The organism is Brevundimonas sp. KH_060, assembly GCF_057838275.1.
On sequence record NZ_CM174463.1, the window covers coordinates 1,741,451 to 1,766,017 of the forward strand.

A 24,567-nucleotide genomic window follows, 5' to 3' on the forward strand; every position below is an offset into this window, starting at 1 on the left:
TTACGGTTGACGCACGATCATTGCGGCGTGGCGCATCTATGCGTCAAGCGCAGGATCAGGTTCCGCGAGGCTTGACCCGGTTGGTGGCCGCCGCATTGGCAGGGTCTTCCGGCCAGGGATGGCGTGGATAGCGGCCACGCATCTCGCTACGGACCGCCGCCCACGACCCGGCCCAGAACCCCGGCAGGTCTTTCGTCACCTGCACCGGTCGTCGCGCAGGCGACAGCAGCGACAGCGTCAGGGGAACGCGGCCGCCGCCGACGGTCGGATGAATCTTCACCCCGAACAGTTCCTGCACTCGGATCTCGACGCGCGGCCCGCCCTCGGCGGCGTAATCGATGCCCGCGCTGCCCAACGGCGTCGTCAGGCGTACAGGCGCCAGATCATCCAGCCTGCGTTGCAAGTCCCAGGGGATCAAGCCACGCAGGGCCTCGGCCAGCTTGCCGTCGCCGATGTCGGCCAGCGACCGCGCCCCGTCCAGAACTGGCCACAACCAGTCTTCTCGCGCCGCCAACAGACCTTCGTCCGAGACGTCGGGCCAGGCGTTATCCAGTCCACGCAGAAAGGCCAGGCGCGCCCGCAGCGCCCCCGCCTGCTCCCCCCATTTCAGCGCGCCCAGCCCCCCGGTCTCAATCTCCGACTTCAGCGCCGCCGTCATGGTCGCCCGGTCCGGGGCGCCCACGACCTTTTCATCCAGCACAATCGCGCCGATGCGGCGGATCCGGCGGATCACCGGCTTGCCCGAAGGTTCGCGCGCCAGCCGATCCTCGACCTCGATCAGACGCGACAGATCGGTTTCCAGCGTTGCCGCGTCCAACGCCGCCGCCAGACGGATGCGATCGCGCGCGTCGCCGCCGCCCAGTTCAGCCACGGCCAACCAGGACTCGCGAGCCAGATGGTCCGTCGGCTCGATAAAGGCGCCGCGCCCCGAGGCCAGCAACACCTCGCCCGGCTTGCCCTTGGCGCGCGCGATGCGCTCGGGGAAGGCCTCGGCCAGCAGCAGGCCCGCGTCCGCCTCGCCATCCCGCCCGCCGCCCGCAGCGCGCGCCCAGCGTTCGGCTAGCTTCATGGCGTCGCGACCACGCGGCGAGCGATCCCGCTCTAGCCCCTTCAGGCGGTCGTGCAGATCGACGCCGTTCCCGCCCAGACCCGGCTCGCTCAGCACCGCCGCGATCTTCGCACCGCCGAGGGCGTCGCCCTGATCCGAAGCGACCGCGACCATGTGCGCCAGACGCGGCGCCAGCGGAATGCGCGTCAACCGTCGCCCGTGCGGCGTCAGATCCCCCTTGTCGTCCAGCGCGCCCAGCCGGGTCAGTACTTTGCGCGCCTCAGCCATCGCCCCGGCGGGCGGCGGGTCCAGCAGGGCCAGCCCATCGACCGACTTCGCACCCCAACGCGCCAGATCAAGGGCGAAGGCGGTCAGGTCCGCCTCCTGAATTTCCGGCCGCTGATGGGCGACCAGACCGCGCGTCTGTTCCTCGTCCCACAGGCGGTAGCAGACGCCGGGTTCGACCCGGCCCGCACGGCCGCGCCGCTGTTCGGCCGAGGACTTGCTGACCTTGACGGTCGCCAGCCGTGTCAGGCCGCTGGAGGGCTCGAAGCGCGGCACGCGCGACAAGCCGCCGTCGATGACCACGCGCACGCCTTCGATGGTCAGGCTGGTTTCGGCCACCGAGGTCGCCAGCACCACCTTGCGGCGACCGGGCGCGGCGGGCTCGATGGCGCGGTCCTGCTCGCCCTTGTCCAGCGCACCATACAGGGCGACGACATCGACAGCCGGATCGCGCAGCCGTTCATTCAACCTCTGAACCGTGCGATGGATCTCGCCCTGCCCCGGCAGGAAGGCCAGGATAGAGCCGGTCTCGTCTTGCAGGGCCTGGATCACGGCCTTGGCCATGGCGTCCTCGAACCGCTCGACCGGATTGCGGCCCAGATAGCGGGTCTCGACCGGGAACATGCGTCCTTCGGCCTCGATGACGGGCGCGTCTTCCAGCAAGCGCGACACCCCCGAGATATCCAGCGTGGCCGACATGACCAGCAGGCGTAGATCGTCACGCAGCACCGACTGGCTCTCACGCGCCAGCGCCAGGCCCAGGTCGGCGTCGAGGCTGCGTTCATGAAACTCATCGAACAGGACGGCGCCGACGCCTTCCAGCGCCGGGTCGTCCAGAATCATGCGCGTGAAGACGCCCTCCGTGACGACCTCGATTCGCGTGTCCGGACCGATGCGGCTCTGAAGACGGGTGCGATAGCCGACGACGCCGCCCGCCTTCTGGCCCAGAGTGGCGGCCATTCTGTCGGCTGCGGCGCGCGCGGCCAGTCGTCGCGGCTCCAGCACCAGCACCTTGCCGTCGCCCAGCCAAGGCTGGTCCAGCAGGACCAGGGGCACGACCGTCGTCTTGCCCGCGCCCGGAGGTGCGGCCAGCACGACCGCAGAGCTCTGGGTCAGTGCGGCCTTCAGTGGTTCCAGAACAGCGTGAATCGGCAGCATGGCACGGGCTGTAGCGCCTTCTGCCAGGGTCACGAAAGCGTCGTCCGCACATCATCCTTCGTAAACCGCGTTGCGTGCGAGCCCTCAGATGGCTAGCGTCCCCGCCCAAGAAGGCGACCCGGGAGGGGTCGTCGCATAAGTTTGGGGGCGCACCTGCATGTCTGCAGATGGCGTAAAGCCAGCCGGAAACCGGCTATTTCTTAAAAAATCCATCGCCCAGATTCAGAAAGAAGCCGCCAAGAGCGAGCTGAAACGGACCCTCGGTCCGATGAATCTGATGAGCCTGGGCATCGGCGCCATCATCGGCGCCGGCATCTTCGTTCTGACGGGTCAGGTGGCCTCGGCCCACGCCGGCCCGGCCATCATGTTCTCCTTCGTCATCGCCGGCATCGCCTGCGCCCTGGCGGGCCTGTGCTACGCCGAACTGGCATCGACCATGCCGGTGTCGGGTTCGGCCTACACCTATGCCTACGGCACCCTGGGCGAGGTTTTCGCCTGGGTCATGGGCTGGCTGCTGGTGCTGGAATACGGCGTCGCGGCCTCGACCGTGGCGGTCGGCTGGTCCGGCTACGTCGTGTCGATCCTGAATGACTTCGGCGTAAGCGCCAGTCTGTTCCCGACAATAACCTATCCAGGCGGTGAAGGGCCCCAGTGGGCTACTCCGCTGATCCAGTACGTCGCCTCGGGCGAGAACGCAGGCTTCCCGCTGACGGGCACCTTCAACCTGGTCGCGGCCGTCGGCATCGCCGCCGTGTGCGGCCTGCTGGTGCTGGGCGTGTCGGAATCGGCGAACATCAACAACGCCATCGTCGTCATCAAGATCATCGTCCTGCTGACCTTCATCGCGGTGGGCCTGCAGTACATCAACCCGGCCAACTGGGACCCCTTCATCCCGCCGCAGGGCGAGAGCTGGGACCAATTCGGCGTGGGCGGCATCTTCCGCGGCGCTTCGATCATATTCTTCGCCTACGTCGGCTTTGAAGCAGTTTCGACCGCCGCCGCCGAAGCCAAGAACCCGTCGAAGGACGTGCCCATCGGCATCCTGGGCGCCCTATTCGTCTGCACCCTGATCTACATGGTCGTGGCCGCCGTCATGACCGGCGTCGTTCCCTACCTGGAGCTGGCTTCGCCGGCCCCGATCGCTGTCGCCATCGACCGCATGGGTCTGGAATGGGCCAATGTGCCGCTGGCCGGCGCGCCCAACGGGCAGCTGAACATGATCGCCTTCCTGGTCAAGATCGGCGCCATCACCGGCCTATCCTCGGTCATGCTGGTGCTGTGCTACGGCCAGACGCGCATCTTCTACACCATGGCGCGCGACGGCCTGCTGCCCAAGGCGTTCGCCGTAGTGCACCAGAAGTTCCGCACCCCCTGGATCGGCACCATCCTGCTGGGCATCGTCATCGCCATTGCGGCGTCCTTCCTGCCCATCTCGATCCTGGGCGACCTGGTGTCGCTGGGCACGGCGACGGCCTTCGCCATCGTCTGCCTGTCGGTCATCGTCCTGCGCATCAAGCACCCGGAGATGGAGCGTCCGTTCCGCGTGCCGGGCGGCATCGTCACGGCCGTGCTGGGCATCCTGGCCTGTCTGACGCTGGCGTCGTTCAACTTCATCCCGATGGTGACGCACGCCCTGAACGACAACCCACTGCCGCTGACCATCCTGGGCGTCTACGCCCTGGTGGGCGCCTTGATCTACGGCCTGTACGGCTTCGCCCACTCGAAGCTGGCCAAAGGCATCGACATCACCGAGGACACGACTCTGGAATCGGCGGTCGAGGCCATGGGCCACGGCGTGGACAACAAGAAGGACTGATCTCGATCGGTCGGCCTAAAGCCGCGTAAAAACGCAGTAGGCCCAAGACAGAGAAAGGCCCCGGAGCGATCCGGGGCCTTTTTTCATGTCCAGACGGGATTGCCGAAACCGCCGCCCTCGCCTACAGCCTCGGGCGAACCTATGCGGATGTGGCGGAACTGGTAGACGCACCAGATTTAGGTTCTGGCGCCGCGAGGCGTGGAGGTTCGAGTCCTCTCATCCGCACCACGTTCTTCAGCCGTTCAGAAGGCCTGTCAGCACAGCAGGAAGCCCCTGCGGCAGGTCCTCAGCGATCAGCCCCGGCCCGAACCGGCGCGCCGTTTCTGAGTGGATCCACACCGCCGCCCTCGCCGCATCGAAGCTATCCATATGCTGGGCGATCAGACCGCCGATCATACCCGCCAGCACGTCGCCGCTGCCCGCCGTCGCCAGCCAAGGCGAACCGTCGCCGTTGACCGCCAAACGCTCGTCCGGCGCCGCAATGACGGTCGAAGCCCCCTTCAGCACGATAACCGACCCTGCACGCCGCGCGGCTTCCTGCGCCGCGCCCTCACGTCCCAGTTCGACCAACAGTCCGGGGAACAGCCGCTCGAACTCGCCTTCATGCGGGGTCAGGACGTCGTCGCGGTCCAGCCATCCGAACAACTGTTCTGATCGATCGCGAAACAGGGTCAGGGCGTCCGCGTCGACCACCAGCGCAGCCCCCGTCCGCGCCAAGGCGGCCAGATTCAGCACCGTGCTTTCATTCAAGCCCGCTGCGGGCCCGATCACGACGGCGTCCATCGGATCGGCCAAGGCCTGAAGCTGATCAGGCGTAGCGAAGCTGGCCAGCATCACCGCCTCCAGCGCCACCGCCAGAACCGGCGCCGCGTCGGGCGGGCAGAAGACCTTGACCAGGCCGGCGCCTATCCTCAACCCAGCCCGAGCCGACAAGCGCGCCGCCCCCGTGGACATGACCCCGCCTGAGACGACGCCCAGCCGCCCACGCGCGTGTTTGTGGCTCTGCGGCCCCGGCTGAGGGAGCAGATGACGCCACTCTGACGGACTGTTACCGAACTTCATGTGGATTTCCGTTCACGGAAGGCCTTAGCGGACGAAAATCGCTTGCCATATTGTGCAATGCAATGTCCCTTTACCACCCGAGCGTCGGACCAACAAAGGAGCCGGCTCGGGACCCGCCATGAAGAAGATTGAAGCCGTCATCAAGCCGTTCAAGCTGGATGAAGTGAAAGACGCTCTCCAGGATATCGGAGTGCAGGGCATGACCGTGCTGGAGGCCAAGGGATATGGTCGCCAGAAGGGCCATTCGGAACTCTATCGCGGCGCCGAGTACGTCATCGACTTCCTTCCCAAGATCAAGATCGAGGTCGTGGTCGCGGATGACCTGGCCCCTGCCGTGGTCGAGACGATTCAGAACGCCGCCCGCACCGGCAAGATCGGGGACGGCAAGATCTTCATCACCAACCTCGAAGACGTCATCCGCATCCGCACGGGCGAAACCGGCGCCCAAGCCATCTAGTCTAACGGCCGCCTCTCGGGGCGGCCGATTTCAATTCCCCAGCTACAGGACCTCCCCCCATGAGCGCCGCCAACAAGATCCTGCAAGAGATCAAGGACAAGGACGTCCAGTACGTCGACCTTCGCTTCACCGACACGCGCGGCCGCGTCCACCACGTGACCTTCGACATCGGCATGGTCGATGAGGAGTTCCTGGAAGACGGGACCATGTTCGACGGTTCGTCGATCGCCGGCTGGAAGGCCATCAATGAGTCCGACATGCTGCTGAAGCCGGACCTGTCGAGCGCCTTCATCGACCCCTTCTATCAGCAGACGACGCTGTTCATGTTCTGCGACGTGCTGAACCCGGACACGGCCGAGCCCTACAACCGCGACAGCCGCTCCATGGCCAAGAAGGCCCTGGCCTATGTCCAGTCGTCGGGCGTGGGCGACACCGTCTTCTTCGGTCCTGAGGCCGAGTTCTTCGTCTTCGACGATGTGCGCTGGAACACCGCGCCGCACGACACCCGCTACAGTTTCGACTCCAGCGAGCTGCCGGCCAACACGGGCGCCGAATACGCCGAGGGCAACCTGGGCCACCGCCCGGCGACCAAGGGCGGCTACTTCCCGGTCAACCCGGTCAACTCCGGCCAGGATCTGCGCGGCGAGATGCTGGCCGTCATGAAGGACCTGGGGCTCGATCCCGAGAAGCATCACCACGAGGTCGCCCCCGCACAGCACGAACTGGGCCTGAAGTTCAGCGACCTGCTGACCATGGCCGACCGCATGCAGCTGTATAAGTACGTGATCCACAACGTGGCCCACGCCTATGGCAAGTCGGCGACCTTCATGGCCAAGCCGATGTTCGGCGACAACGGCTCGGGCATGCACGTCCACATGTCGATCTGGAAGGACGGCAAGCCCCAGTTCGCGGGCGACCAGTACGCCGGCCTGTCGCAGGAATGCCTGTGGTACATCGGCGGGATCATCAAGCACGCCAAGGCCATCAACGCCTTCGCCAACTCGACCACCAACTCCTACAAACGTCTAGTGCCGGGCTATGAAGCACCGGTGAAGCTGGCCTATTCGGCCAGCAACCGCTCGGCCTCGATCCGCATCCCGCACGTCACCTCGCCCAAGGCCAAGCGCCTGGAAGCCCGCTTCCCCGATCCGATGGGCAACCCCTATCTGACGTTTGTGGCCCTGCTGATGGCAGGCCTGGACGGCATCGAGAACCGCATCGATCCGGGCGCCGCCGCTGACAAGAACCTGTACGATCTGCCGCCGGAAGAGCGTCACTCGATCCCTGAAGTCGCCGGTTCGCTGAAGGAGGCCCTTGAGGCGCTCGACGCCGACCGCGCCTTCCTCAAGAAGGGCGGCGTCATGGATGACGACTTCATCGACGCCTACATCACGCTGAAGCAGGAAGAGGTCGCCCGGCTGCAACTGCACCCGCACCCGGTCGAGTTCGACATGTATTACAGCTGCTGATCTCTGGATCAGCCTGGTACAGAAAGCCCCGGACGATCCGTCGTCCGGGGCTTTTCATTTACGCTTGGTCGTAACGGGCGGCCGCCTCGGCCAAGGCCTTGATGTCGTCAGCGCACAGCAGCGGGCGCAAAGCCTCGAACTTCGCCTCAGACCAGCCATAGACGTCGAGCGCCAGCAACTCCTCGATCACGGCGTCGGAAAAACGCTTGCGTATGGGAACCGCCGGATTACCCGCCACGATGGCGTAGGGCGCCACATCCTTGGTGACGATGGCCCCGGAAGCGACCACGGCCCCCTCGCCGATCGTGACGCCCGGCATGATCATGGCGCGCATGCCGATCCAGGCCCCGTCCTTGATCACGGTGTCGCCCTTGCCCTGATAGGCGTCCAGAATGACCTCGGCGAAGGGATAAAGGCTGAACCAGTCTGTCCGGTGGGTGTGGTTGCCGCCCAGCAGGATCACAGCCTCGGCGCCGATGCAGACGCAATCGCCGATCCGCAGCTGGTCGATAGGCCACTGCGGCTCCCATGCCTTCAGGCTGTAGGGATCGCCATAGAGGTAGCGGACGACGCTTTCCTCGAACGAGCCGGTCCAGGCGTTGCTGTAGTAGCTGCGTCGGCCCTTGATGTGGATGTTCGGATTGGCGACCGTCTCGTGGAGCAGTTCAACCTTGGACCAGTGCCGGTCCGGGGCGGTATGGGACATGAAGCGACCTCAAGATGCTTGTCAGCGCCCGGATCGCCTCACCGCCCAAAACCTGATCAGGCCGCCAGGCCGTCGGCCGTATCAGCCTTCTTGCGGCGCAGCTCGATGATGCGGACGCACCAGATGGAGACCTCGTAGAGCAGGACCATCGGCACGGCCAGCATCAGTTGGCTGATCGGATCAGGCGGCGTCACCACGGCCGCGACCACGACCACGGCGACGATGGCGTATCGACGACCCTTGGCCATCATCTGGCTGTTGATCAGGCCTGCCAGGCCCAGCAGGGTCATTACGACCGGCAACTGGAAGCATAGGCCGAAGGCCAGGATCAGCGCCGTCACCAGGTTCAGATAGTCCGACACCTTGGGCAGCAGTTCCGCCGCCACGCCCTCGCCGATGATCTGCTGGCTCAGCGAGAACCACATCACGAAGGGCAGCATGACGTAATAGACTAGCGCCGCGCCCAACAGGAACAGCACCGGCGCCGCGAGCAGGAACGGCAGGAAAGCGCCCTTCTCGTTGCGATAGAGACCGGGAGCAACGAAGCGGTACAACTGCCAGGCCAAAACCGGGAAGGCCACGATGACGGCGCCCAGGCCCGCCAGCTTCATCTTGGTGAACAGGATTTCCAGCGGCGCGGTATAGATCAGGCGCACGCTGTTGTGGTCCACGTCAGGCACGGGGATCAGCCCCGCCGTGCCCAGGATCAGGCTGAATGGCGACACATGGCCGTTCGCGCCCACCGTCTGGTGGAAGGCGGCCGAGACCACATAGGGCTTCACCAGGAACAGATAGAGGGTCTCTGAAAAGGCGAAACAGCCGATGAAGGCGATGATGAAGGCGACCACGCAGATCATCAGCCGCGAACGCAGCTCGATCAGGTGATCCATCAGGGGCGCGCGCGAAGCCTCGATATCGGCTTCGTCGTGATCAGCGCGGCTCATAGATCAACCTTCTTGGTGCGCGCGGCCTTGGGGCGTGAGGCGTCGGCTTTCGTCGCAGTCTTCGCAGCAGGCTTTGCGGCTGGCTTACGCGTCTTGGGCTTAAGCGCTCCGTCGGCAGAAGAAGCGACGCTCGCCTTCCTGGTTCGCGGTTTGGCGACCGATTGCGGCTCCGATGCGGACGCAGCGGCGGCGGCCGGGGCCGTATCCGGCCACTCGTCTACGCCTGTGGCCACGGGCTGAGCAGGCGTTTCCACGGGTGCAGCGGCCGGCGCTTCAATCGGCGCCTCCAGTTCCTTGCGGATGTCCTTGAAGGCCTCGTCCGCATCCGCGCCCAGGGCGTACATCCCCTGCCCCGACCGCAACGCCTCAACCTCCTTGCGAAGGTCGTCCAGTTCGGACTGGCGCGCCATCTCGTCGAAGCTGGCGCGAAACTCATTGGCCATGCCGCGCGCCTTGCCGACGAACTGGCCGACCCGGCGCATGAGCATAGGCAAGTCCTTGGGCCCTACGACAAGCAGGGCCACCAGACCGATGACAAGGATTTCGAACCCGCCGATTCCGGGGCCAAGACCACCCATGATTCAGCGTCTTCCGGCGAAAGTCAGCGGTTCAGTTCTTCTTTTTCGGCGTCCGTGCGCGGCAGGGCGCCCGGCGCTTCCTTGCCCTTGGCGTCCGTGTCGTCCTTCAGGCCGTCCTTGAAGGCGCGAATGCCCTTGGCCGCGTCGCCCATGATGCCAGACAGCTTTCCGCGACCGCCGAACAGGACCAGCACGACGACGACGACGATGGCCCAATGCCAGATGCTCATGGAGCCCATGGCGATACCTCCTCAAGGGGACTCACCGAGACGCGGCCCCACCGACTGATTGTTGTGCGTCATATAGGCTGAGTGATGGCGACGCGCCAAGGGACGCTGTACGCATCGCGGCCATGAGTCTCAACGATCACGTCATCATCCACACCGACGGCGCCTGCAAGGGCAATCCCGGCCCTGGCGGCTGGGGGGCGATCCTCCAAACCGGCGGAGGGCACGAAAAGGAACTCTGGGGGGGCGAGCCCCTGACGACCAACAACCGCATGGAGATGATGGCCGCGATCATGGCGCTGGAGGCGCTGAAGCGCCCTTGCCGCGTCGATCTGCACACCGACAGCAAATACGTCATGCAGGGCGTGACGGAATGGATGCGTGGCTGGAAGGCGCGCGGCTGGAAGACCGCGGACAAGAAGCCGGTCAAGAACGAAGACCTGTGGCGGCGGCTGGACGAAGCCCGCAACCGCCACGAGGTCAAATGGCACTGGGTGAAGGGCCACGCCGGCCACATCCTGAACGAGCGCGCAGACGGGCTAGCCAATCGCGGCGTGGCGGAGATGCGTGGGCGCTAGACCGCGCGCACCTTCAGCAGGGGGCCGGAGACCGATTCGATGATGACGCTCTCGCCCGCCAGGGGCGAAGCGCCCTCGATCTCAGCAGGCCATTCCGATCCCGACACGAAAACCCGACCGCGCCCGCCGACAAAGGCTTCGACCACGCGCGCGCGTTCGCCTACCAGACGGACGTCACGATCATTGATGTCGGGCTGATCCTTGGGATTGACCCGCTTGATCAGGCGACGCGACAGGATGGTCGATGCCAGCGTCAGCGCCGCAAAGACGCCGATCTCGACCGGCAGGCCCAGTTGCGGCGCCAGGGCGGACAACAGGGCCGTCAGCCCCGCCGCCACCGCCGGCCACAACAGCCATTCGGTCGAGGCCGCCGCCTCTATCCCCAGCAGCACCACGCCGATCGCCAGCCAAAGCCAGAACGGCTGGGCGGCGTAGAGGGAGACGAACCAGTCCATGGCTTACTCCGTCGTCGGCACGGAGCCGCCCGAACGACGCGGCGCGGCGCGCGCGGCGGTCTGGCGCGCGTCCGTGCGGACCTGCTGTTGCTCCCTGGCCAGGCCGACCAGTTCGCCGACGCCCGCGATGGTGCCGACCAGCGCGCCCATTTCCGACGGCACGATGACCGTCTTCTGCTGCGGGCTGCGGGCCAGTTCGGCAAAGGCCTCCACATACTTCTGCGCCACAAAGTAGTTGATGGCGTTGACGTCGCCGCGAGCGATCGCTTCGGACACCATGGCGGTGGCCTTGGCCTCGGCCTCGGCTTCACGTTCACGAGCCTCTGCGTCGCGGAAGGCGGCTTCCTTGCGGCCTTCGGCTTCCAGGATCGCAGCTTGCTTGGCGCCCTCGGCGCGGGCGATGGCGGCCTGCTTCTCGCCGTCCGCCTCGGTGATGACAGCGCGGCGTTCGCGCTCCGCCTTCATCTGGCGGGCCATGGCGTTGGTGATGTCCACCGGCGGCGTCAGGTCCTTGATCTCAATGCGGTTGGCCTTGATGCCCCACGGCTCGGTCGCGGCGTCGATGACGTGCAGCAGGCGCGTGTTGATGGCGTCGCGCTGCGACAGCACTTCGTCCAGCTCCATCGAGCCGACCACGGTCCGCAGGTTGGTCATGCACAACTGGGCGATGGCGTAAGGCAGGTTATCGACGCGATAGGCGGCGCGTGCGGCGTCCATCACCTGAATGAAGACGATGCCGTCCACCTTCACCATGGCGTTGTCCTTGGTGATGACCTCTTGGGTCGGGACGTCCAGCACCTGCTCCATCATGTTCATGCGGTGGCCGACGCGCTCGACGAACGGGGTCAGGATGTGGATGCCCGGCGTGAGGGTCTTGGTGTATTTGCCGAACCGTTCCACCGTGAATTCACGCCCTTGCGGCACGATCTTGATCACGCTGAACAGGAAGATGATCGCGAACACCGCGAACATCACAAAGAAAATCAGCGAAAAATTCATAAGGCCCTCCAGTTGGACCGGGAGCTTAGTCGCCGCAGCCGTCCCGCGCCACCGAATCCGGTTCCGTCAGCATGACATCCGCGTCAGCCATCCTGCGCGCCATGCGAATGATGCGTCGCGTCTCGTCCCAATCCACCTTGGCCAGAGCCGCCTCGAACGGAAAAAAGACCGCTTCGGCGGCGTCGTCGCCAGCGACAGGCTCGCCGGACATCCAGACCGCCGCATAATCGATCAGGACATAGTGCCGCCCCGCCTCGGGAAAGAGGCCGTCCACCACGTCGACCAGACCGATCAGTTCGGCCTCCACGCCCGTCTCCTCGCGCAGTTCGCGCAGGGCGGCGTCAGCCAGGCGTTCGCCCGGCTCCAGACGCCCGCCAGGCAGGCTCCACTCCCCCACGCGAGGCGGCGTGCCGCGCCTGATCAGCAGCACTTCATCGCCTTTCAAACACACTACGCCCACGGCCGGCGTCGGAATCATGTTTTGCCCTTGATTTGACCGCCAGAAGGCAAGGTTTTGCGCTTCCACCACGGGCTGCCTTTTGCCACAAGGCCGATATGACCCTCCCGACGCCAGAATCCCTCGCTGAACTCAAGGCCGCCCTGCCCGGCGCCTGGACCCAGGACGCCGCCGAAATGGCGCCGTGGCTGACCGAATGGCGCGGCCGCTGGACGGGGCAGACGCCGCTGCTGCTGCAACCGCGCACGACCGAGGAAGTCGCCCGCGCCGTCGAGATCTGCGCCCGTCACGGCACCGCCGTGGTGACGCAGGGCGGCGGCACCGGACTGGTCGGCGGCCAGATCCCTTATGGAGAGGTTCTGCTGTCCACGCGCAAGCTGCGGACGGTGCGCGACGTGACGCCGCTGGACGACGCCATGACGGTCGAGGCGGGCGTAACCCTGCTGGAGGCGCAGGAACTGGCGAAGGAGAAAGACCGCTTCTTCCCCCTCAGCCTCGCGGCCGAGGGCTCGGCCACTATCGGCGGCGTGATCTCGACCAATGCGGGCGGCACAGCCGTCCTGCGTTACGGCATGATGCGCGATCTGGTGCTGGGCATCGAGGCGGTCATACCCGACGGTCAGGTGTTCAACGGCCTGAAGCGTCTGCGCAAGGACAACACCGGCTATGACCTGAAGCAGCTGTTCATCGGCGCCGAAGGCACCTTGGGCGTCATCACCGCCGCGACGCTGAAGCTGTTCCCCATCATGCGCAGCCGCGCCACCGCCATCGTCGGCCTGGAAAGCCATCACGACGCCGTCGTTCTGCTGGCCCGCGCCAAGGCCGAGACGGGCGGCGGGGTCGAAGCGTTCGAGCTGATGAAGCGGCTGGGCATGAGCCTGGTGCTGAAGAACATCCCCGACACGCGCGAGCCGCTGGAATCGACGCCGCCCTGGTATGTGCTGATCGAACTGACCTCGGGCGAGCCGAACGGCGCCGAGGCGGCGATGGAGCGCCTGCTGACCGCCGCCTTCGAGGAAGGCCTGATCGTGGACGCCGCCATCGCCCAGAACGACGCCCAGAAGGCCGAATTCTGGCGTCTGCGCGAAGAGCACTCGGCCGCGCTCAAGCCGGAAGGCGGCGGATGGAAGCACGACGTTTCGGTTCCCGTCTCGCGAATCGCGGACTTCATCGATGAGGCGACAGCAGCGGTTGAAAAATTCCACCCCGGCGGTCGGGTGTCAGTCTTCGGCCACGTCGGCGACGGCAATCTTCACTATGATGTGATCCCCGGCGTCGGCGAAGACGTGCCCGCCTTCATCGCGCGCTGGATGGAAGGGTCAGAGGTCGTGCATGACGTGGTCGCCCGCTACGATGGGTCGATTTCCGCTGAACACGGTCTGGGGCGGCTGAAAACCGACGAGGCCCGGCGTTATAAATCACCGCTTGAAATCGCAACGATGCAGGCGATCCGTCAGGCCATCGATCCGCAGCGGATCATGAACCCAGCGGTCCTCTTCTGATGACTGACGACCGTATGTGACGTTTCAGGCGGTTCAAAACATCGTCGAAGCGGCCTATGAGGCCCGCTCTTGAGACGCATAGGGAGTCGATCGTTTTGCTGATCGTCCTGTCCCCGGCCAAAAAGCTGGACTTCAACCCGCCCGCCACCGACGCCCCCGTGACGCCACGGCGATGCGCTGATGAGACCGCCGAACTGGCCAAGGTGACGCGAGGGCTGAGCCGTGCCGACCTGCGCCGCCTGATGTCGATCTCCGACGCCCTGGCTGAGTTGAACTATCAGCGCTTCCAGGCTTTCGACAACGAAACACCGGAGGGCGCGCTGCAGGCCGTCTTCGCCTTCGCCGGCGATGTCTATGAAGGGTTGTCGGCCCGCACCCTGTCGGCCGACGACCTGACGTGGGCTCAGGACCACCTGCGTATTCTCTCGGGCTTCTACGGCCTGCTGCGGCCGCTGGATGCGATTCAGCCCTATCGGCTGGAGATGGGCATCCGGTTGAAGACCAAGCGCGGTGCCACCCTCTATGACTTCTGGGGCGAGCGCATCTCGCTGCGCCTGAACGAAGACGCCGAAAAGCTGTCCGAACAGACCCTGGTGAACCTGGCCAGCCATGAGTATTTCGGCGCGGTCGACGCCAGGGCGCTGAAACTGCCGGTCGTGACTCCGCACTTCAAGGAAAAGAAGGACGGCGAGGCCCGCATCATCTCCTTCTACGCCAAGAAGGCGCGCGGCGGCATGGCCCGTTTCGCCATCGAGAACCGGCTCGAAAAGGTCGAAGACCTGAAGGCCTTCGATCGCGACGGCTACCGCTTCGACAAGAGCCTATCGACGGACACGGACTGGATATTCATCAGGGAAGGAAAATCCTGATCGCCAGATTGAACGACTGCGGTTAGGTTGCATTGCAGCATCATCATCCACGGGTTCTTTCTGTCATGTTCGCGATGAACGATCTCAAGGGCCGCGTCGCGGTCGTATCCGGCTCGACCTCGGGCATTGGACTGGCGCTGGCGCGGGCCGTGGCCTTGTGCGGCGGCGATGTGGTGCTGAACGGCCTGGGCGACCCCGTCGTCATTGAGAAGACGCGCGCGGACCTGGCCGCCGAAACCGGCGTGCGCGTCCTCTATCATCCCGCCGACATGACCCAGCCGGATCAGATCGAGGACATGATCGCCACGGCGCATCGCGAACTGGGCCGCCTCGACATCCTGGTCAACAACGCCGGCATCCAGCACGTCGAAGCCGTCGAGAACTTTCCCGCTGATCAGTGGGAAAAGATCATCGCCATCAACCTGTCCTCGACCTTCTACGCCACCAAGGCGGCGATTCCGATCATGAAGGCGCAAGGGCGCGGGCGGATCATCAACATCGCCTCGGCCCACGGTCTGGTCGCCAGCCCGTTCAAGTCCGCCTATGTCGCCGCCAAGCACGGGGTGATCGGCTTCACCAAGACGGTGGCGTTGGAACTGGCGCAGGATAACATCACCTGCAACGCCATCTGCCCCGGCTTTGTCGAGACGCCGATCGTCGCCAAACAGATTGAGGATCAGGCCCGCACCCGCGGCATGAGCAAGGAAGACGTGATGAAGAACGTCATTCTGGGCTCGCAGCCGACCAAGCGTTTCGTCACGACCGACGAACTGGCGGGTATCTTCCTCTATCTGGCGTCGGACCTCGGCGCCTCGGCCAACGGCGCTCACTTCTCCATCGACGGCGGCTGGACGGCCCAATAGGTTTCACTCGGCCATAAGGGCCGCAAGACGGAGAGTTTGATGGCGACAAAGCGCAAACCCGTCTGTCTGGCCTTGCAGGGTGGCGGCGCCCACGGCGCCTTCCAATGGGGCGTGCTGGACCGGCTGCTTGAAGCCGATGTGCTGGACGTGCGCGCCGTCACCGCCGCCTCAGCCGGGGCGATGAACGCCGCCGCCCTGATCACCGGGCTGGAGCGCGGCGGCGCAGAAGGCGGGCGTGAAGCTCTCGATTATTTGTGGCGCGAGGTGAACCAGTCCGGCGGCCGTAATGTCTTCGGCGACAGCTCCGTTTGGTCCAAGGCACTGACGCCCGACTGGCTGAAGGGCACGCCGATGTGGCAGGCAGGTCAAACCCTGGCTCTGTCGATGAGCCCCTATTCCTTCAACCCCTTCAATCTGAACCCATTGCGTCGGGTGTTGGAGACGGCGGTGGATTTCGAGGCCCTACGCACGTCCTCCATCCGCATGTTCGTCTCGACGACTGCTGTGCGCGCGGGTCGATCTCGCATCTTCAAGTCCGATGAAATGGCGCCCGAGGTGCTGCTGGCCTCGGCTTGCCTGCCCCAACTGTTCCAGGCGGTCGAGATCGAAGGCGAACCCTATTGGGACGGCGGTTATCTGGCCAATCCGGCGCTGTGGCCCCTGTTCTACACTGACACGCCGGACGATATTCTGCTTCTGCCGCTCAACCCGTTCCAGCGTGACGAGCCGCCGCGCGAAGCAGGCGACATCAACGACCGGCTGAACGAGATCGTCTTCAACGCCCCGTTGGTCGCCGAACTGAGGGCCGTCGCCTTCGTCCAGGACCTGATCGCCGAGGGCAAGCTGAAGCCCGGCGAGGACCGACGGCGCAGCATCCGCATCCACGTCATCGAGGCCGACGAATGGCTGGGAGATGAGTCGCTGCACTCCAAATTCGACACGGAGTGGACCTATCTGAACAAGCTGAAGCAGCACGGCCGGACAGCCGCCGAGGCATGGCTTGAAAGCTGCCTGCCAAAGGTCGGCAAGGCGTCCAGCGTGGATATAAAGGCGCGGTTTCTTTAGCCCACGAAGCCCGCTGCTCGACGCAGGCGGTCGTTGATCGCTTCGCCCAGCCCCTTGGCCGGGATGGGCGACACGGCGATCCCGGCGGGCTTTGTGCGGTCCGCCTCACGCAGCAGGCGGAACAGATTGGCCGCCGCCTCGCGCAGGTCGCCGGTCGGGCTAAGACTCCAGCGCGGATCGCCGACGCCAGCGCCGAAGCCCAGCAGGATTTCGCCGTCCCTGGCGCCTTCCGCCTCGATCCGCACCGGCGCGTCGGGCGCATAGTGCAGAGCCAGGCGGCCGGGAGAACGATGCCCCTGCCCGCCTTCAGCCAACGGCCCGACAACCGCCTCGATCTCTTCGCGCGTGACGGAACCGGGACGCAGCAGGGCGACCTGACCGTCCAGCACCGAGACGACCGTGCTTTCCACCCCCACGGCGCAGGGGCCGCCATCGACAGCCGCGCCCACCGCGTGGCCCGTCTCTTCCAGAGCGTCATCGAAGGTCGTCGGACTGGGCCGTCCCGAGCGATTGGCCGAGGGCGCGACGACCGGCCCGCCGAAAGCGCCGATGACCGCCCGCGCGCGCGGATGCCCCGGCACGCGCACCGCCACGCTGTCTAGCCCCGCCCGCGCCAGATCACTCACCCGCTCACGATCGCGCACCGGCGCCACGATGGTCAGCGGTCCCGGCCAGAAAGCCTCGGCCAGCGCCCGCGCCTTTGCGTCGAACACGGCGATCGCCTCGGCGTCCACGGCGTTGGCGACATGGGCGATCAGGGGATTGAAGCGCGGCCGTCCCTTAGCCTCGAAGATTCGCGCAACGGCCTGCGGGTTGGAGGCGTCGGCCGCCAGTCCATAGACTGTCTCGGTCGGCAGGATGACCAGACGCCCCGTTTTCAGCGCCTCAGCGGCGATTTCGGGGCTGTCGCCCCTGACGGGTCGGTCGGCGGGCACGGTCGGCCTTTCCTTACGCGGCGTCAGCCGTTCAAACAGAGGGCCACAGTGCGCGGAATCTCGACCAAAGTCCAAGCAGGCTTGCGCCCGGCGACGCGGCGGCCGACAGAAGCGCAACGTCTTTCTGAGGATAACCGATGAACTACCGCGCCCCCGTCCGTGACATCGCCTTCGCCCTCGACGCCGTGGCCGGGATCGGCCAGGTGGCGGCGACCGGCGCCTTTCCCGATTACGACGCCGATGTCGCCTCGGCCGTGCTGGACGCCGCCGGTCAGTTTTCGGAAGAGGTTCTGGCTCCGCTGAACCGCCCCGGCGACTTGGCAGGCGCCAAATACGCCAACGGCGCAGTGACCGCCGCTCCCGGCTTCGCCGACGCCTATCAGCAGTTCGCAGCGGGCGGCTGGACCAGCCTGACCGCCTCGGTCGAGGCCGGCGGACAGGCCCTGCCCAAGGCGCTGGAACTGGCGGCCTATGAGACCGTCCACGCCGCCAACATGGCCTTCGGCCTGTGCCCCATGCTGTCGCTGGCCTCCATCGAGGCGCTGGAGCAGGTCGGCAATGAGCATCAGAAGACGACCTATCTGCCCAAGCTGGTCAGCGGCGAATGGACCGGCGCCATGGTGCTGACCGAACCGCACGCCGGGTCCGACCTGGGCGCCCTGACGGCGACGGCGGTTCCCAACGGCGACGGCACCTACGCCCTGACCGGCCAGAAGATCTTCATCACCTGGGGCGATCACGACGCCACGGACAACATCGTCCATCTAGTGCTGGCCCGCCTGCCCGACGCCCCCGCCGGGCCCAAGGGCATCAGCCTGTTCCTGACGCCCAAGTTCGCCGTCAACGCCGACGGCTCGCTGAGCGAACGCAACGCCTTCCGCCCGGTCGGCGTCGAGCACAAGCTGGGCATCCACGCCTCGCCCACCTGCGTCATGAGCTATGAGGGCGCCCGCGCCGAACTGGTCGGCCAGCCGAACCAGGGCCTGGCCCATATGTTCGTCATGATGAACGCCGCACGCCTGGCCGTCGGCGTTGAAGGCGTCGGCATCGCCGAGCGCGCCTATCAGCACGCCCTGGCCTATGCGCTGGAACGCCGTCAGGGCCGCAGCGCCTGGACCGGCGAAAAGGACGCGCCGATCTTCGACCACCCTGACGTGCGCCGGATGCTGTCGGTGATGAAGGCCAAGGTCGCCGCCGCCCGCGCCATCTGCCTGTCGACCGGCGTCGCCGCCGACCTGGCCCGCCACGCCGCCACCGAAGAAGAACGCAAGGTCTGGAAGGGTCGCGAAGACCTGTTCACCCCGATCGCCAAGGCCTGGTCCACCGACGTCGGCTGCGAAGTCGCCTCTCTGGGCGTTCAGGTCCACGGCGGCATGGGCTTCATCGAGGAAACCGGCGCGGCCCAATACTATCGCGACGCCCGCATCACCCCGATCTACGAAGGCACCAACGGCATTCAGGCCATGGACCTGGTGGGCCGCAAACTGTCGATGGACGGCGGCGAGTCGGCCAAGACTCTGATCGCCGAAATGAAAGCCACCCTGGCCCAGATCGATCGCCTGTATGCCGGCAAGCCGGTCGAGCGCTTCGCCACCGCCATCGAAGCGGTCGAGGACGCCACCCTGTGGCTTCTGGACGCCAAGTCGGACCCGGCCCGCGCGGCCGACGTGCTGGCGGGCGCTGACGCCTATCTGAAACTGATGGGCGATGTGGTCGGCGGCTGGATGCTGGCCAAGGGCGCCCTGGCCGCCAAGGCGAAACTGGACGCCCATGACGGCGACGCCGCCTGGCTGCAAGGCAAGCTGGACCTCTATGAAGTCTACGCCGCCAACGTCCTGGGCCACGTCTCCAGCCGTCTGGCCGCCGTGGGACAGGGCGGCGATCTGCTGCAACGGATGAGCGTTGAAGCCCTGGCGGGCTGATCGCCGTTCTATGACTTGAGCGTAAAGCGCCTCCTGTGCCACCTAGGCGCGGGAGGCGTTTGCCTGTGAAAGCGATATTCAACACTGCGATTTTCGTTACCGTTGCCCTGTTCAACGGCCCATCGCTCGCCGCAGAAGAGCCGCCTGTCGCCTGGGTCACACGCCCTGTCCCGACATCGGACGACTTCCCTCCCTTCGCCGCCGCCATGGGCATCAACGGCTGGGTCGAGGTGAACTGCCTGGCGACGGCGGAAGGGCTGCCCAACGCCTGCACCGCCATGCGCGCCCGTCCGGATGGACTGGGCTTCGCCCAGGCGGCGGTCCGCATAGTCGAACGAGCACGGTTAACGCCTGCCGCGCCTGACGCCTCACCTGAGAAGCGTGAATTCACGGTGCGCGTGCCGTTCAACGCTTCGCCATTCAACACGGAAGAACCGGCGCCTTGGTCTGGACCGACGCCCAACGCCGCACAAATGGAAGGCGGCCGCCGCTTCGCCCAGCGCAGCGTCGAGCCCGCCATCCGGCTGAGACGTTATTGGCGGCTGGACCAGATGCCGCCCGAAATGCGCCGGGCGACCGAAGGCTGGATCGCCGAACTGTTCGGAAATCTGGAGACGGAGCGCCAAAGACAGGGCCTGGTCATGGCGCGCGTCCTGGCCCTTCGCGGCTTGGACGCCCTGCCGCCCAAGCAGCCGGATGACTGGAGCGAAGCCTGGACTCCTCAGTTGCGTGAGGCTGGCAGGGATGTCTTCCCTAGAACACCGATGATCGAACTGCGTCGTCGATACTGCGCCCGATACGACTGCGGCCCCGCGGCGCTGTCGGCCGACACCACGTCCTAAGAACGCACAGGAAACCTGAACATGATGACGCTTCTGGCGAGCCTGGCCCTACTGGCTGAACCCGTTCAGTGGGAGACGCGCCCTGTCGTCGAACGACATGACTACCCGGCCCTGGCCAAGGATTTGCGGATCAACGGAACCGTCACCCTCGAGTGCGCCAACAACGAAGACGGCGCCTTGGCTCGATGCGCCGCCATGTCCGCAAACCCTGCCGACGCGGGCTTCCAGGAAGCGGCGCTGGCGATCGTGTTCCGTGGGCGCGTCGCCCAGCCCGCGAATGTCCCTTTCACGATCGAACTGCCCTTCAGCACCCTGACCGAAGGCGACGAACCGCTGCGTCAACCATGGGAAGGCCCTGAGCCTGGCCCCGAGCATATCCAGGCCGCCCAGGCTTTTACCGACAGCTTTTATGGCGGCAGCCGCTCTGCGACCGAACGCTCGATCCGTGACTGGAAAGTCGACGAAATGCCGCCTGAGAAGGCAGCCCTTCTACGCGCCTGGATGGCCGAGCTATACCCTGACCTTGAAACCGAGAAGGCTTGGCACACAGCAGGGGTCGCCCGCGTACTGGCACGACACGGCCTGGACTATCTGCCGACCAAGAAGCCGATCGGCTGGGATGTCTGGTACGCTCAAGTCACACAAGCTAGCCCGGAAGACCCGGCCCTGATCAGGAACGAGATGCGCCGCCGCTACTGCGCGGCGTTCGACTGCGGTTCCGGCGCGGCGTCTGACTGATCCAGCAGGGCGATGGCCTCACGCACATATTGGGCGTGGGCGACGACGCCCAGGTCCATGCCTTCGCCGCCGCCCTGCACTTCTTGAACCAGCACTCCCGCTATGAAGGGATGCTCCGGCACGGGCGCCCCCGGCACGCGACGCGCAGCGGGCGTCCAGAAGACCGGGCCGCCGGAATTGCCCTGGGCGACCACGAAGTCGAGCAGGAAGATCGGGAAATGCCTAATCGGCGTCAGCGGCCAGGAGCTGATCCGGCCCAGGCGCAGGATCGGAAAGCCCGCCCGATTGGCCGAAAGCCCATGCGGATAACCCAACGCCAGCAACTCGTCCCCCGGCCCCATGCGCCAGCGATCGAAGGCTTCGGCGTCGGCCAGCCATCCCGCGGGAATCGCCGCCTGTGCGAACGCGGGCGGGGCCGTGACCTCCATCACCGCCACGTCGCGTTCCGGGTGCGCGGTCCACAGCGGCGCGCCGCTGGCGTCGCGGATGGCCAGGGTTCCGGGCGTGAACTTCCAGGCGCCGTCCGCCTCGGCCGTGCGCCAGCCGATCCGCGCCTCGTTTCCGGGCATGACGTCCAGCACATGCCGCGCCGTCACCAGCACCACGCGCGGCGCGCCGTCAGGCCGGGGCGCGGCGATCAGGAAGCCTGTGCCGACCTTCCTCTGACCGTCGCTGATGGCCTGATCCAGTTGCACGGTGGCGTTGATCACTCCGACCGTCAGATCCCATTCGGGCGGCGGGGCAGCAACGACGGCGGGTTGTTCGGGCGGAAGATCCTGAATGATCATGACGCCATTTGACGCCGAGCGTCGCCGGGCACAAGGTCCGGCTCAAATCATATTCCAGGGGGAAGCCCACGCCATGAACCGTCGCGAACTGATCGCCTCGACCGCCGCCGTCGGCTTGGTCGCCGCCTCCCCTGCTATCGCCCGCCAGACTACCGGAGCCTCAATGTCCAAACCCACGCCGCCCGTCGCCAAGAAGGTCCCCGTCCGCATCGAGCAGCTGGGCCGGGTCCGCGTCGACGACTATCAGTGGATGAAGGACGACAACTGGCAGGCCGTGCTGCGCGATCCCTCGCTGATCAAGGCCGACGTCAAGGAGCACCTGACCGCCGAGAACGCCTATCGCGAGGCCATGATGGCCTCCACCCTGCCGCTGCAGGCCACGATGTTCGAGGAGATGAAGGGCCGCATCAAGGAGGACGACAGCTCTGTTCCCGCCGCCGACGGCCCGTGGGAATACTACGTCCGCTACAACACCGGCGACCAGCACCCCCTCTATTGCCGTCGCCCGCGCGGCCAGAAGGACGGCGAGGTCATCCTGCTGGACTGCAACAAGCTGGCCGAGGGCAAGGCCTATTCGGAAGTCTCTGCGACCGAACACAGCCCCGACCATGCCCTGTTCGGCTATGCCGAGGACGCGCAGGGCTCCGAAGTCTACAAGATCTATGTGAAGGACCTGGCCACCGGCGAGGTTCTGCCCAACCCGATCGAATCGGCCAGCGCCAACTTCACCTTCTCGCCCGACAGCCAGTGGATCTTCTGGACCAACCGCGACGACAACGGCCGCCCGGACAAGATCTTCCGCCGCCCGGCGCGCGGCGGCGAGACCGCCCTGGTCAATGAGGAAACCGACGAGGGCATGTTCCAGGGTGTCGGCCGCACCGCCGACGACGCCTTCATCGTCATCTCCATCGCCAATCAGGAAACCTCGGAAAGCCGCATCATACCGGCCGCCACCCCCACGGCGACGCCCGTGGTGGCCGAGCCGCGCCACGTCGGCCGCCTGTATGACCTCGACCACTGGGGCGACCGTTGGGTGATCCGCACCAACGCCGACGACGCCGTCGACTTCAAGGTCATGGAAGCCCCGACCAACGCCCCGGCCAAGGCTAACTGGAAGGACCTGATCCCCCACACGCCCGGCCGCTTCATCGAGGGCGTGGCTCTGGTGAAGGACTATCTGGGCCGTCAGGAGCGCGCCGACGCCAACACCAAGATCGTCATCCGCGACCGCACCGGCGCCGAACACGAGATCGCCGTGGACGAGCCCGCCTACGCCCTGTCGCTGGGCGGGGCGTCGGAGTTCGACACCACGGTCATGCGCTATGGCTACAACTCGCCGTCGACGCCGACCTCGACCTATGACTACGACCTGAAGACGCGTGAGCGCACCCTGCGCAAGGTTCAGGAAATCCCCTCGGGTCACAATCCAGCGGACTATGTCGTCGAACGCCTGAACGCCCCGGCTTCTGACGGCGAACTGGTGCCGGTGACGGTGCTGCGTCGCAAGGACACGCCGGTCGATGGTTCGGCGCCGCTGCTGCTCTACGGCTACGGCTCCTACGGCATTCCGATGGCGGCCAGTTTCGCGACCAACCGGCTGTCTCTGGTGGATCGCGGCTTCATCTACGCCATCGCCCATATCCGCGGCGGCTCGGACAAGGGCTGGAACTGGTTCCTGACCGCCCGGCGCTTCACCAAGAAGAACACCTTCACCGACTTCATCGCCGCCGCCGAACATCTGATCGCGCGCAACTACACCAAGGCCGGAAACATCGTCGCCGAGGGCCGCTCGGCCGGCGGCCTGCTGATGGGGGCCGTCACCAACATGCGGCCGGACCTGTGGGCGGGCGTGATCGGCGGCGTGCCCTTCGTCGACGTCATCAACACCATGAGCGACACCAGCCTGCCGCTGACCCCGCCGGAATGGCCCGAATGGGGCAATCCGCTCGAGGACGCCGCCGCCTACGACTACATGCTGAGCTACAGCCCCTACGATCAGATCGAGGCCAAGCCCTATCCGGCTCTGCTCGCGACCGGCGGCCTGTCCGATCCGCGTGTGACCTATTGGGAGCCCGAAAAATGGGTGGCCAAGCTGCGCCCGGCTTCGACGTCCGGCAAGCCGGTCCTCTTGAAGATCAACATGGAGGCGGGCCACTTCGCCTCGTCGGGCCGCTTCGACTATCTGAAGGATATCGCCCACGACTACGCGTTCGCCGTCTGGGCGGTCGAGAAGGGCTGGGAAAAGGCGTGATTGTCCGGCCGTTTGCGGAGGCCGACCTGGCGGCCGTGACGGCCATCTACGCCGACAGTGTGCTGAACGGCACGGGGACGTTCGAACTGGACGTCCCCTCGACCGACGACATGCGGGCGCGCCTGGCCGCGCCCGCCGCGCTCGGCCTGCCCATCCTGATCGCCGAAATCGATGGAGCGGTCGCGGGCTACGCCTATGCCGCACCCTATCGCCTGCGCGCGGCCTATCGCTTCATGGTCGAGGACTCGATCTACGTCGCAGAAGCGTTTCGCAGCCGCGGCGTGGGCAAGGCGCTGTTGGACGCCCTGCTCAGCGCATGTGAAGCCCTGGGAATGCGTCAGATGGTGGCGGTGATCGGCGACAGCGCCAACACCGGCTCCATCGCCCTGCACGAAGCGGCTGGCTTCGCCCATGTCGGCGCCTTCCGCGACGCCGGATGGAAGTTCGACGGGTGGCGCGACGTCGTCTTCATGCAGAAGGCGCTCGGCCTCGGCGGCGCGGCTCCCCCCGACGCCCACGGCCTGGATTGCGGCCGCTAGAGTCTGAATTCGCA

Annotated in this window: 24 protein-coding genes and 1 tRNA gene; 14 read left to right on the plus strand and 11 right to left on the minus strand. The window is 66.0% G+C overall.

All coding sequences use genetic code 11. The features are described 5' to 3' along the window. Positions 1–55: 55 nt before the first annotated feature. On the minus strand, positions 56–2,491 hold the full coding sequence (gene hrpB, locus AC3IPP_RS08625; RefSeq protein ID WP_489151007.1) for an ATP-dependent helicase HrpB: 2,436 nt from the start codon (positions 2,489–2,491) through the stop codon (positions 56–58). 157 nt (positions 2,492–2,648) lie between these two features. On the opposite strand from hrpB, the gene AC3IPP_RS08630 reads away from it, so the two are divergent. Both AC3IPP_RS08630 and AC3IPP_RS08635 read left to right on the plus strand, forming a co-directional pair. Next, positions 2,649–4,307: an amino acid permease gene (locus AC3IPP_RS08630; RefSeq protein WP_489151008.1), complete on the plus strand. Its 1,659-nt coding sequence runs from the start codon at positions 2,649–2,651 to the stop codon at positions 4,305–4,307. A 143-nt stretch (positions 4,308–4,450) separates the two neighbouring features. After that, positions 4,451–4,535 (plus strand) — tRNA-Leu (locus AC3IPP_RS08635). Positions 4,536–4,541: 6 nt separating this feature from the next. Here the strand turns inward: AC3IPP_RS08635 and AC3IPP_RS08640 are convergent. After that, the gene (locus AC3IPP_RS08640) at positions 4,542–5,369 is read right to left on the minus strand and encodes an NAD(P)H-hydrate dehydratase (RefSeq protein WP_489151009.1); all 828 of its coding nucleotides are present in this window, start codon (positions 5,367–5,369) and stop codon (positions 4,542–4,544) included. 118 nt (positions 5,370–5,487) lie between these two features. On the opposite strand from AC3IPP_RS08640, the gene AC3IPP_RS08645 reads away from it, so the two are divergent. Together AC3IPP_RS08645 and glnA are read left to right on the plus strand one after the other, a co-directional pair. Beyond that, the gene (locus AC3IPP_RS08645) at positions 5,488–5,826 is read left to right on the plus strand and encodes a P-II family nitrogen regulator (RefSeq protein WP_024352698.1); all 339 of its coding nucleotides are present in this window, start codon (positions 5,488–5,490) and stop codon (positions 5,824–5,826) included. A gap of 59 nt (positions 5,827–5,885) precedes the next feature. Then, positions 5,886–7,295, plus strand: coding sequence for a type I glutamate--ammonia ligase (glnA, locus tag AC3IPP_RS08650; protein ID WP_489151010.1), 1,410 nt, complete (start codon positions 5,886–5,888; stop codon positions 7,293–7,295). A gap of 58 nt (positions 7,296–7,353) precedes the next feature. Here the strand turns inward: glnA and AC3IPP_RS08655 are convergent, their stop codons facing one another. The 4 genes from AC3IPP_RS08655 to AC3IPP_RS08670 are packed head-to-tail and all read right to left on the minus strand — an operon-like array spanning position 7,354 to position 9,762. Then, on the minus strand, positions 7,354–8,001 hold the full coding sequence (locus AC3IPP_RS08655; protein WP_489151011.1) for a CatB-related O-acetyltransferase: 648 nt from the start codon (positions 7,999–8,001) through the stop codon (positions 7,354–7,356). Between the two features lie 56 nt (positions 8,002–8,057). Continuing rightward, positions 8,058–8,945 carry a twin-arginine translocase subunit TatC gene (gene tatC / locus AC3IPP_RS08660; protein WP_313574019.1) on the minus strand — a complete coding sequence of 296 codons (888 nt, stop codon included), beginning with the start codon at positions 8,943–8,945 and terminating at the stop codon, positions 8,058–8,060. Continuing rightward, positions 8,942–9,523, minus strand: a complete 582-nt coding sequence (tatB, locus tag AC3IPP_RS08665; RefSeq protein ID WP_489151012.1) for a Sec-independent protein translocase protein TatB — start codon at positions 9,521–9,523, stop codon at positions 8,942–8,944. The genes tatC and tatB overlap by 4 nt, the downstream gene beginning before the upstream one ends. A 23-nt stretch (positions 9,524–9,546) precedes the next feature. Continuing rightward, a complete protein-coding gene (locus AC3IPP_RS08670; protein WP_087139396.1) occupies positions 9,547–9,762 on the minus strand; it encodes a twin-arginine translocase TatA/TatE family subunit in 216 nt (71 codons plus the stop codon). A gap of 113 nt (positions 9,763–9,875) precedes the next feature. Here AC3IPP_RS08670 and rnhA point away from each other — a divergent pair, with 113 nt between their 5' ends. Then, on the plus strand, positions 9,876–10,328 hold the full coding sequence (gene rnhA / locus AC3IPP_RS08675) for a ribonuclease HI (RefSeq protein ID WP_489151013.1): 453 nt from the start codon (positions 9,876–9,878) through the stop codon (positions 10,326–10,328). Here rnhA and AC3IPP_RS08680 read toward each other — a convergent pair. Genes AC3IPP_RS08680 through AC3IPP_RS08690 form a run of 3 tightly spaced genes read right to left on the minus strand, consistent with a single transcriptional unit; the run spans position 10,325 to position 12,260 of the window. Then, positions 10,325–10,783 carry an NfeD family protein gene (locus AC3IPP_RS08680; protein WP_489151014.1) on the minus strand — a complete coding sequence of 153 codons (459 nt, stop codon included), beginning with the start codon at positions 10,781–10,783 and terminating at the stop codon, positions 10,325–10,327. The two genes, rnhA and AC3IPP_RS08680, sit on opposite strands and share 4 nt — an antisense overlap. A 3-nt stretch (positions 10,784–10,786) precedes the next feature. Then, positions 10,787–11,755 carry an SPFH domain-containing protein gene (locus tag AC3IPP_RS08685; protein ID WP_373407953.1) on the minus strand — a complete coding sequence of 323 codons (969 nt, stop codon included), beginning with the start codon at positions 11,753–11,755 and terminating at the stop codon, positions 10,787–10,789. A 52-nt stretch (positions 11,756–11,807) separates the two neighbouring features. Continuing rightward, positions 11,808–12,260: an NUDIX hydrolase gene (locus AC3IPP_RS08690; RefSeq protein ID WP_087139400.1), complete on the minus strand. Its 453-nt coding sequence runs from the start codon at positions 12,258–12,260 to the stop codon at positions 11,808–11,810. 77 nt (positions 12,261–12,337) lie between these two features. Here AC3IPP_RS08690 and AC3IPP_RS08695 point away from each other — a divergent pair, with 77 nt between their 5' ends. The 4 genes from AC3IPP_RS08695 (at position 12,338) to AC3IPP_RS08710 (ending at position 16,538) form a co-directional block, all read left to right on the plus strand. After that, entirely contained in the window at positions 12,338–13,741 is a 1,404-nt protein-coding gene (locus AC3IPP_RS08695) for an FAD-binding oxidoreductase (RefSeq protein WP_489151015.1), read from the plus strand. 95 nt (positions 13,742–13,836) lie between these two features. Next, a complete protein-coding gene (gene yaaA, locus AC3IPP_RS08700) occupies positions 13,837–14,610 on the plus strand; it encodes a peroxide stress protein YaaA (RefSeq protein WP_087139402.1) in 774 nt (257 codons plus the stop codon). Between the two features lie 65 nt (positions 14,611–14,675). After that, a complete protein-coding gene (locus AC3IPP_RS08705) occupies positions 14,676–15,473 on the plus strand; it encodes a 3-hydroxybutyrate dehydrogenase (RefSeq protein WP_489151016.1) in 798 nt (265 codons plus the stop codon). A 39-nt stretch (positions 15,474–15,512) separates the two neighbouring features. Then, on the plus strand, positions 15,513–16,538 hold the full coding sequence (locus AC3IPP_RS08710; RefSeq protein ID WP_489151017.1) for a patatin-like phospholipase family protein: 1,026 nt from the start codon (positions 15,513–15,515) through the stop codon (positions 16,536–16,538). On the opposite strand, the gene AC3IPP_RS08715 is transcribed toward AC3IPP_RS08710, so the two are convergent. Then, entirely contained in the window at positions 16,535–17,473 is a 939-nt protein-coding gene (locus AC3IPP_RS08715) for an L-threonylcarbamoyladenylate synthase (protein WP_489151018.1), read from the minus strand. The genes AC3IPP_RS08710 and AC3IPP_RS08715 overlap by 4 nt on opposite strands. Positions 17,474–17,610: 137 nt before the next feature. Between AC3IPP_RS08715 and AC3IPP_RS08720 the strand changes: the two genes are divergently transcribed. From AC3IPP_RS08720 to AC3IPP_RS08730, 3 genes are all read left to right on the plus strand, one after another. Further along, the gene (locus AC3IPP_RS08720) at positions 17,611–19,395 is read left to right on the plus strand and encodes an acyl-CoA dehydrogenase (protein ID WP_489151019.1); all 1,785 of its coding nucleotides are present in this window, start codon (positions 17,611–17,613) and stop codon (positions 19,393–19,395) included. A gap of 65 nt (positions 19,396–19,460) precedes the next feature. Then, positions 19,461–20,237 carry an energy transducer TonB gene (locus AC3IPP_RS08725; protein ID WP_489151020.1) on the plus strand — a complete coding sequence of 259 codons (777 nt, stop codon included), beginning with the start codon at positions 19,461–19,463 and terminating at the stop codon, positions 20,235–20,237. A 21-nt stretch (positions 20,238–20,258) separates the two neighbouring features. Continuing rightward, positions 20,259–20,975 (plus strand): energy transducer TonB, encoded by a 717-nt coding sequence (locus AC3IPP_RS08730; RefSeq protein WP_489151021.1) that lies wholly within the window; start codon positions 20,259–20,261, stop codon positions 20,973–20,975. Here the strand turns inward: AC3IPP_RS08730 and AC3IPP_RS08735 are convergent. Next, the gene (locus AC3IPP_RS08735) at positions 20,930–21,763 is read right to left on the minus strand and encodes a trypsin-like serine peptidase (RefSeq protein WP_489151022.1); all 834 of its coding nucleotides are present in this window, start codon (positions 21,761–21,763) and stop codon (positions 20,930–20,932) included. The two genes, AC3IPP_RS08730 and AC3IPP_RS08735, sit on opposite strands and share 46 nt — an antisense overlap. A gap of 73 nt (positions 21,764–21,836) precedes the next feature. Between AC3IPP_RS08735 and AC3IPP_RS08740 the strand changes: the two genes are divergently transcribed. Next, entirely contained in the window at positions 21,837–24,014 is a 2,178-nt protein-coding gene (locus AC3IPP_RS08740) for a S9 family peptidase (protein WP_489151023.1), read from the plus strand. After that, a complete protein-coding gene (locus tag AC3IPP_RS08745; protein WP_489148695.1) occupies positions 24,011–24,553 on the plus strand; it encodes a GNAT family N-acetyltransferase in 543 nt (180 codons plus the stop codon). Before AC3IPP_RS08740 ends, AC3IPP_RS08745 begins: the two co-directional genes overlap by 4 nt. Positions 24,554–24,567 lie beyond the last annotated feature (14 nt).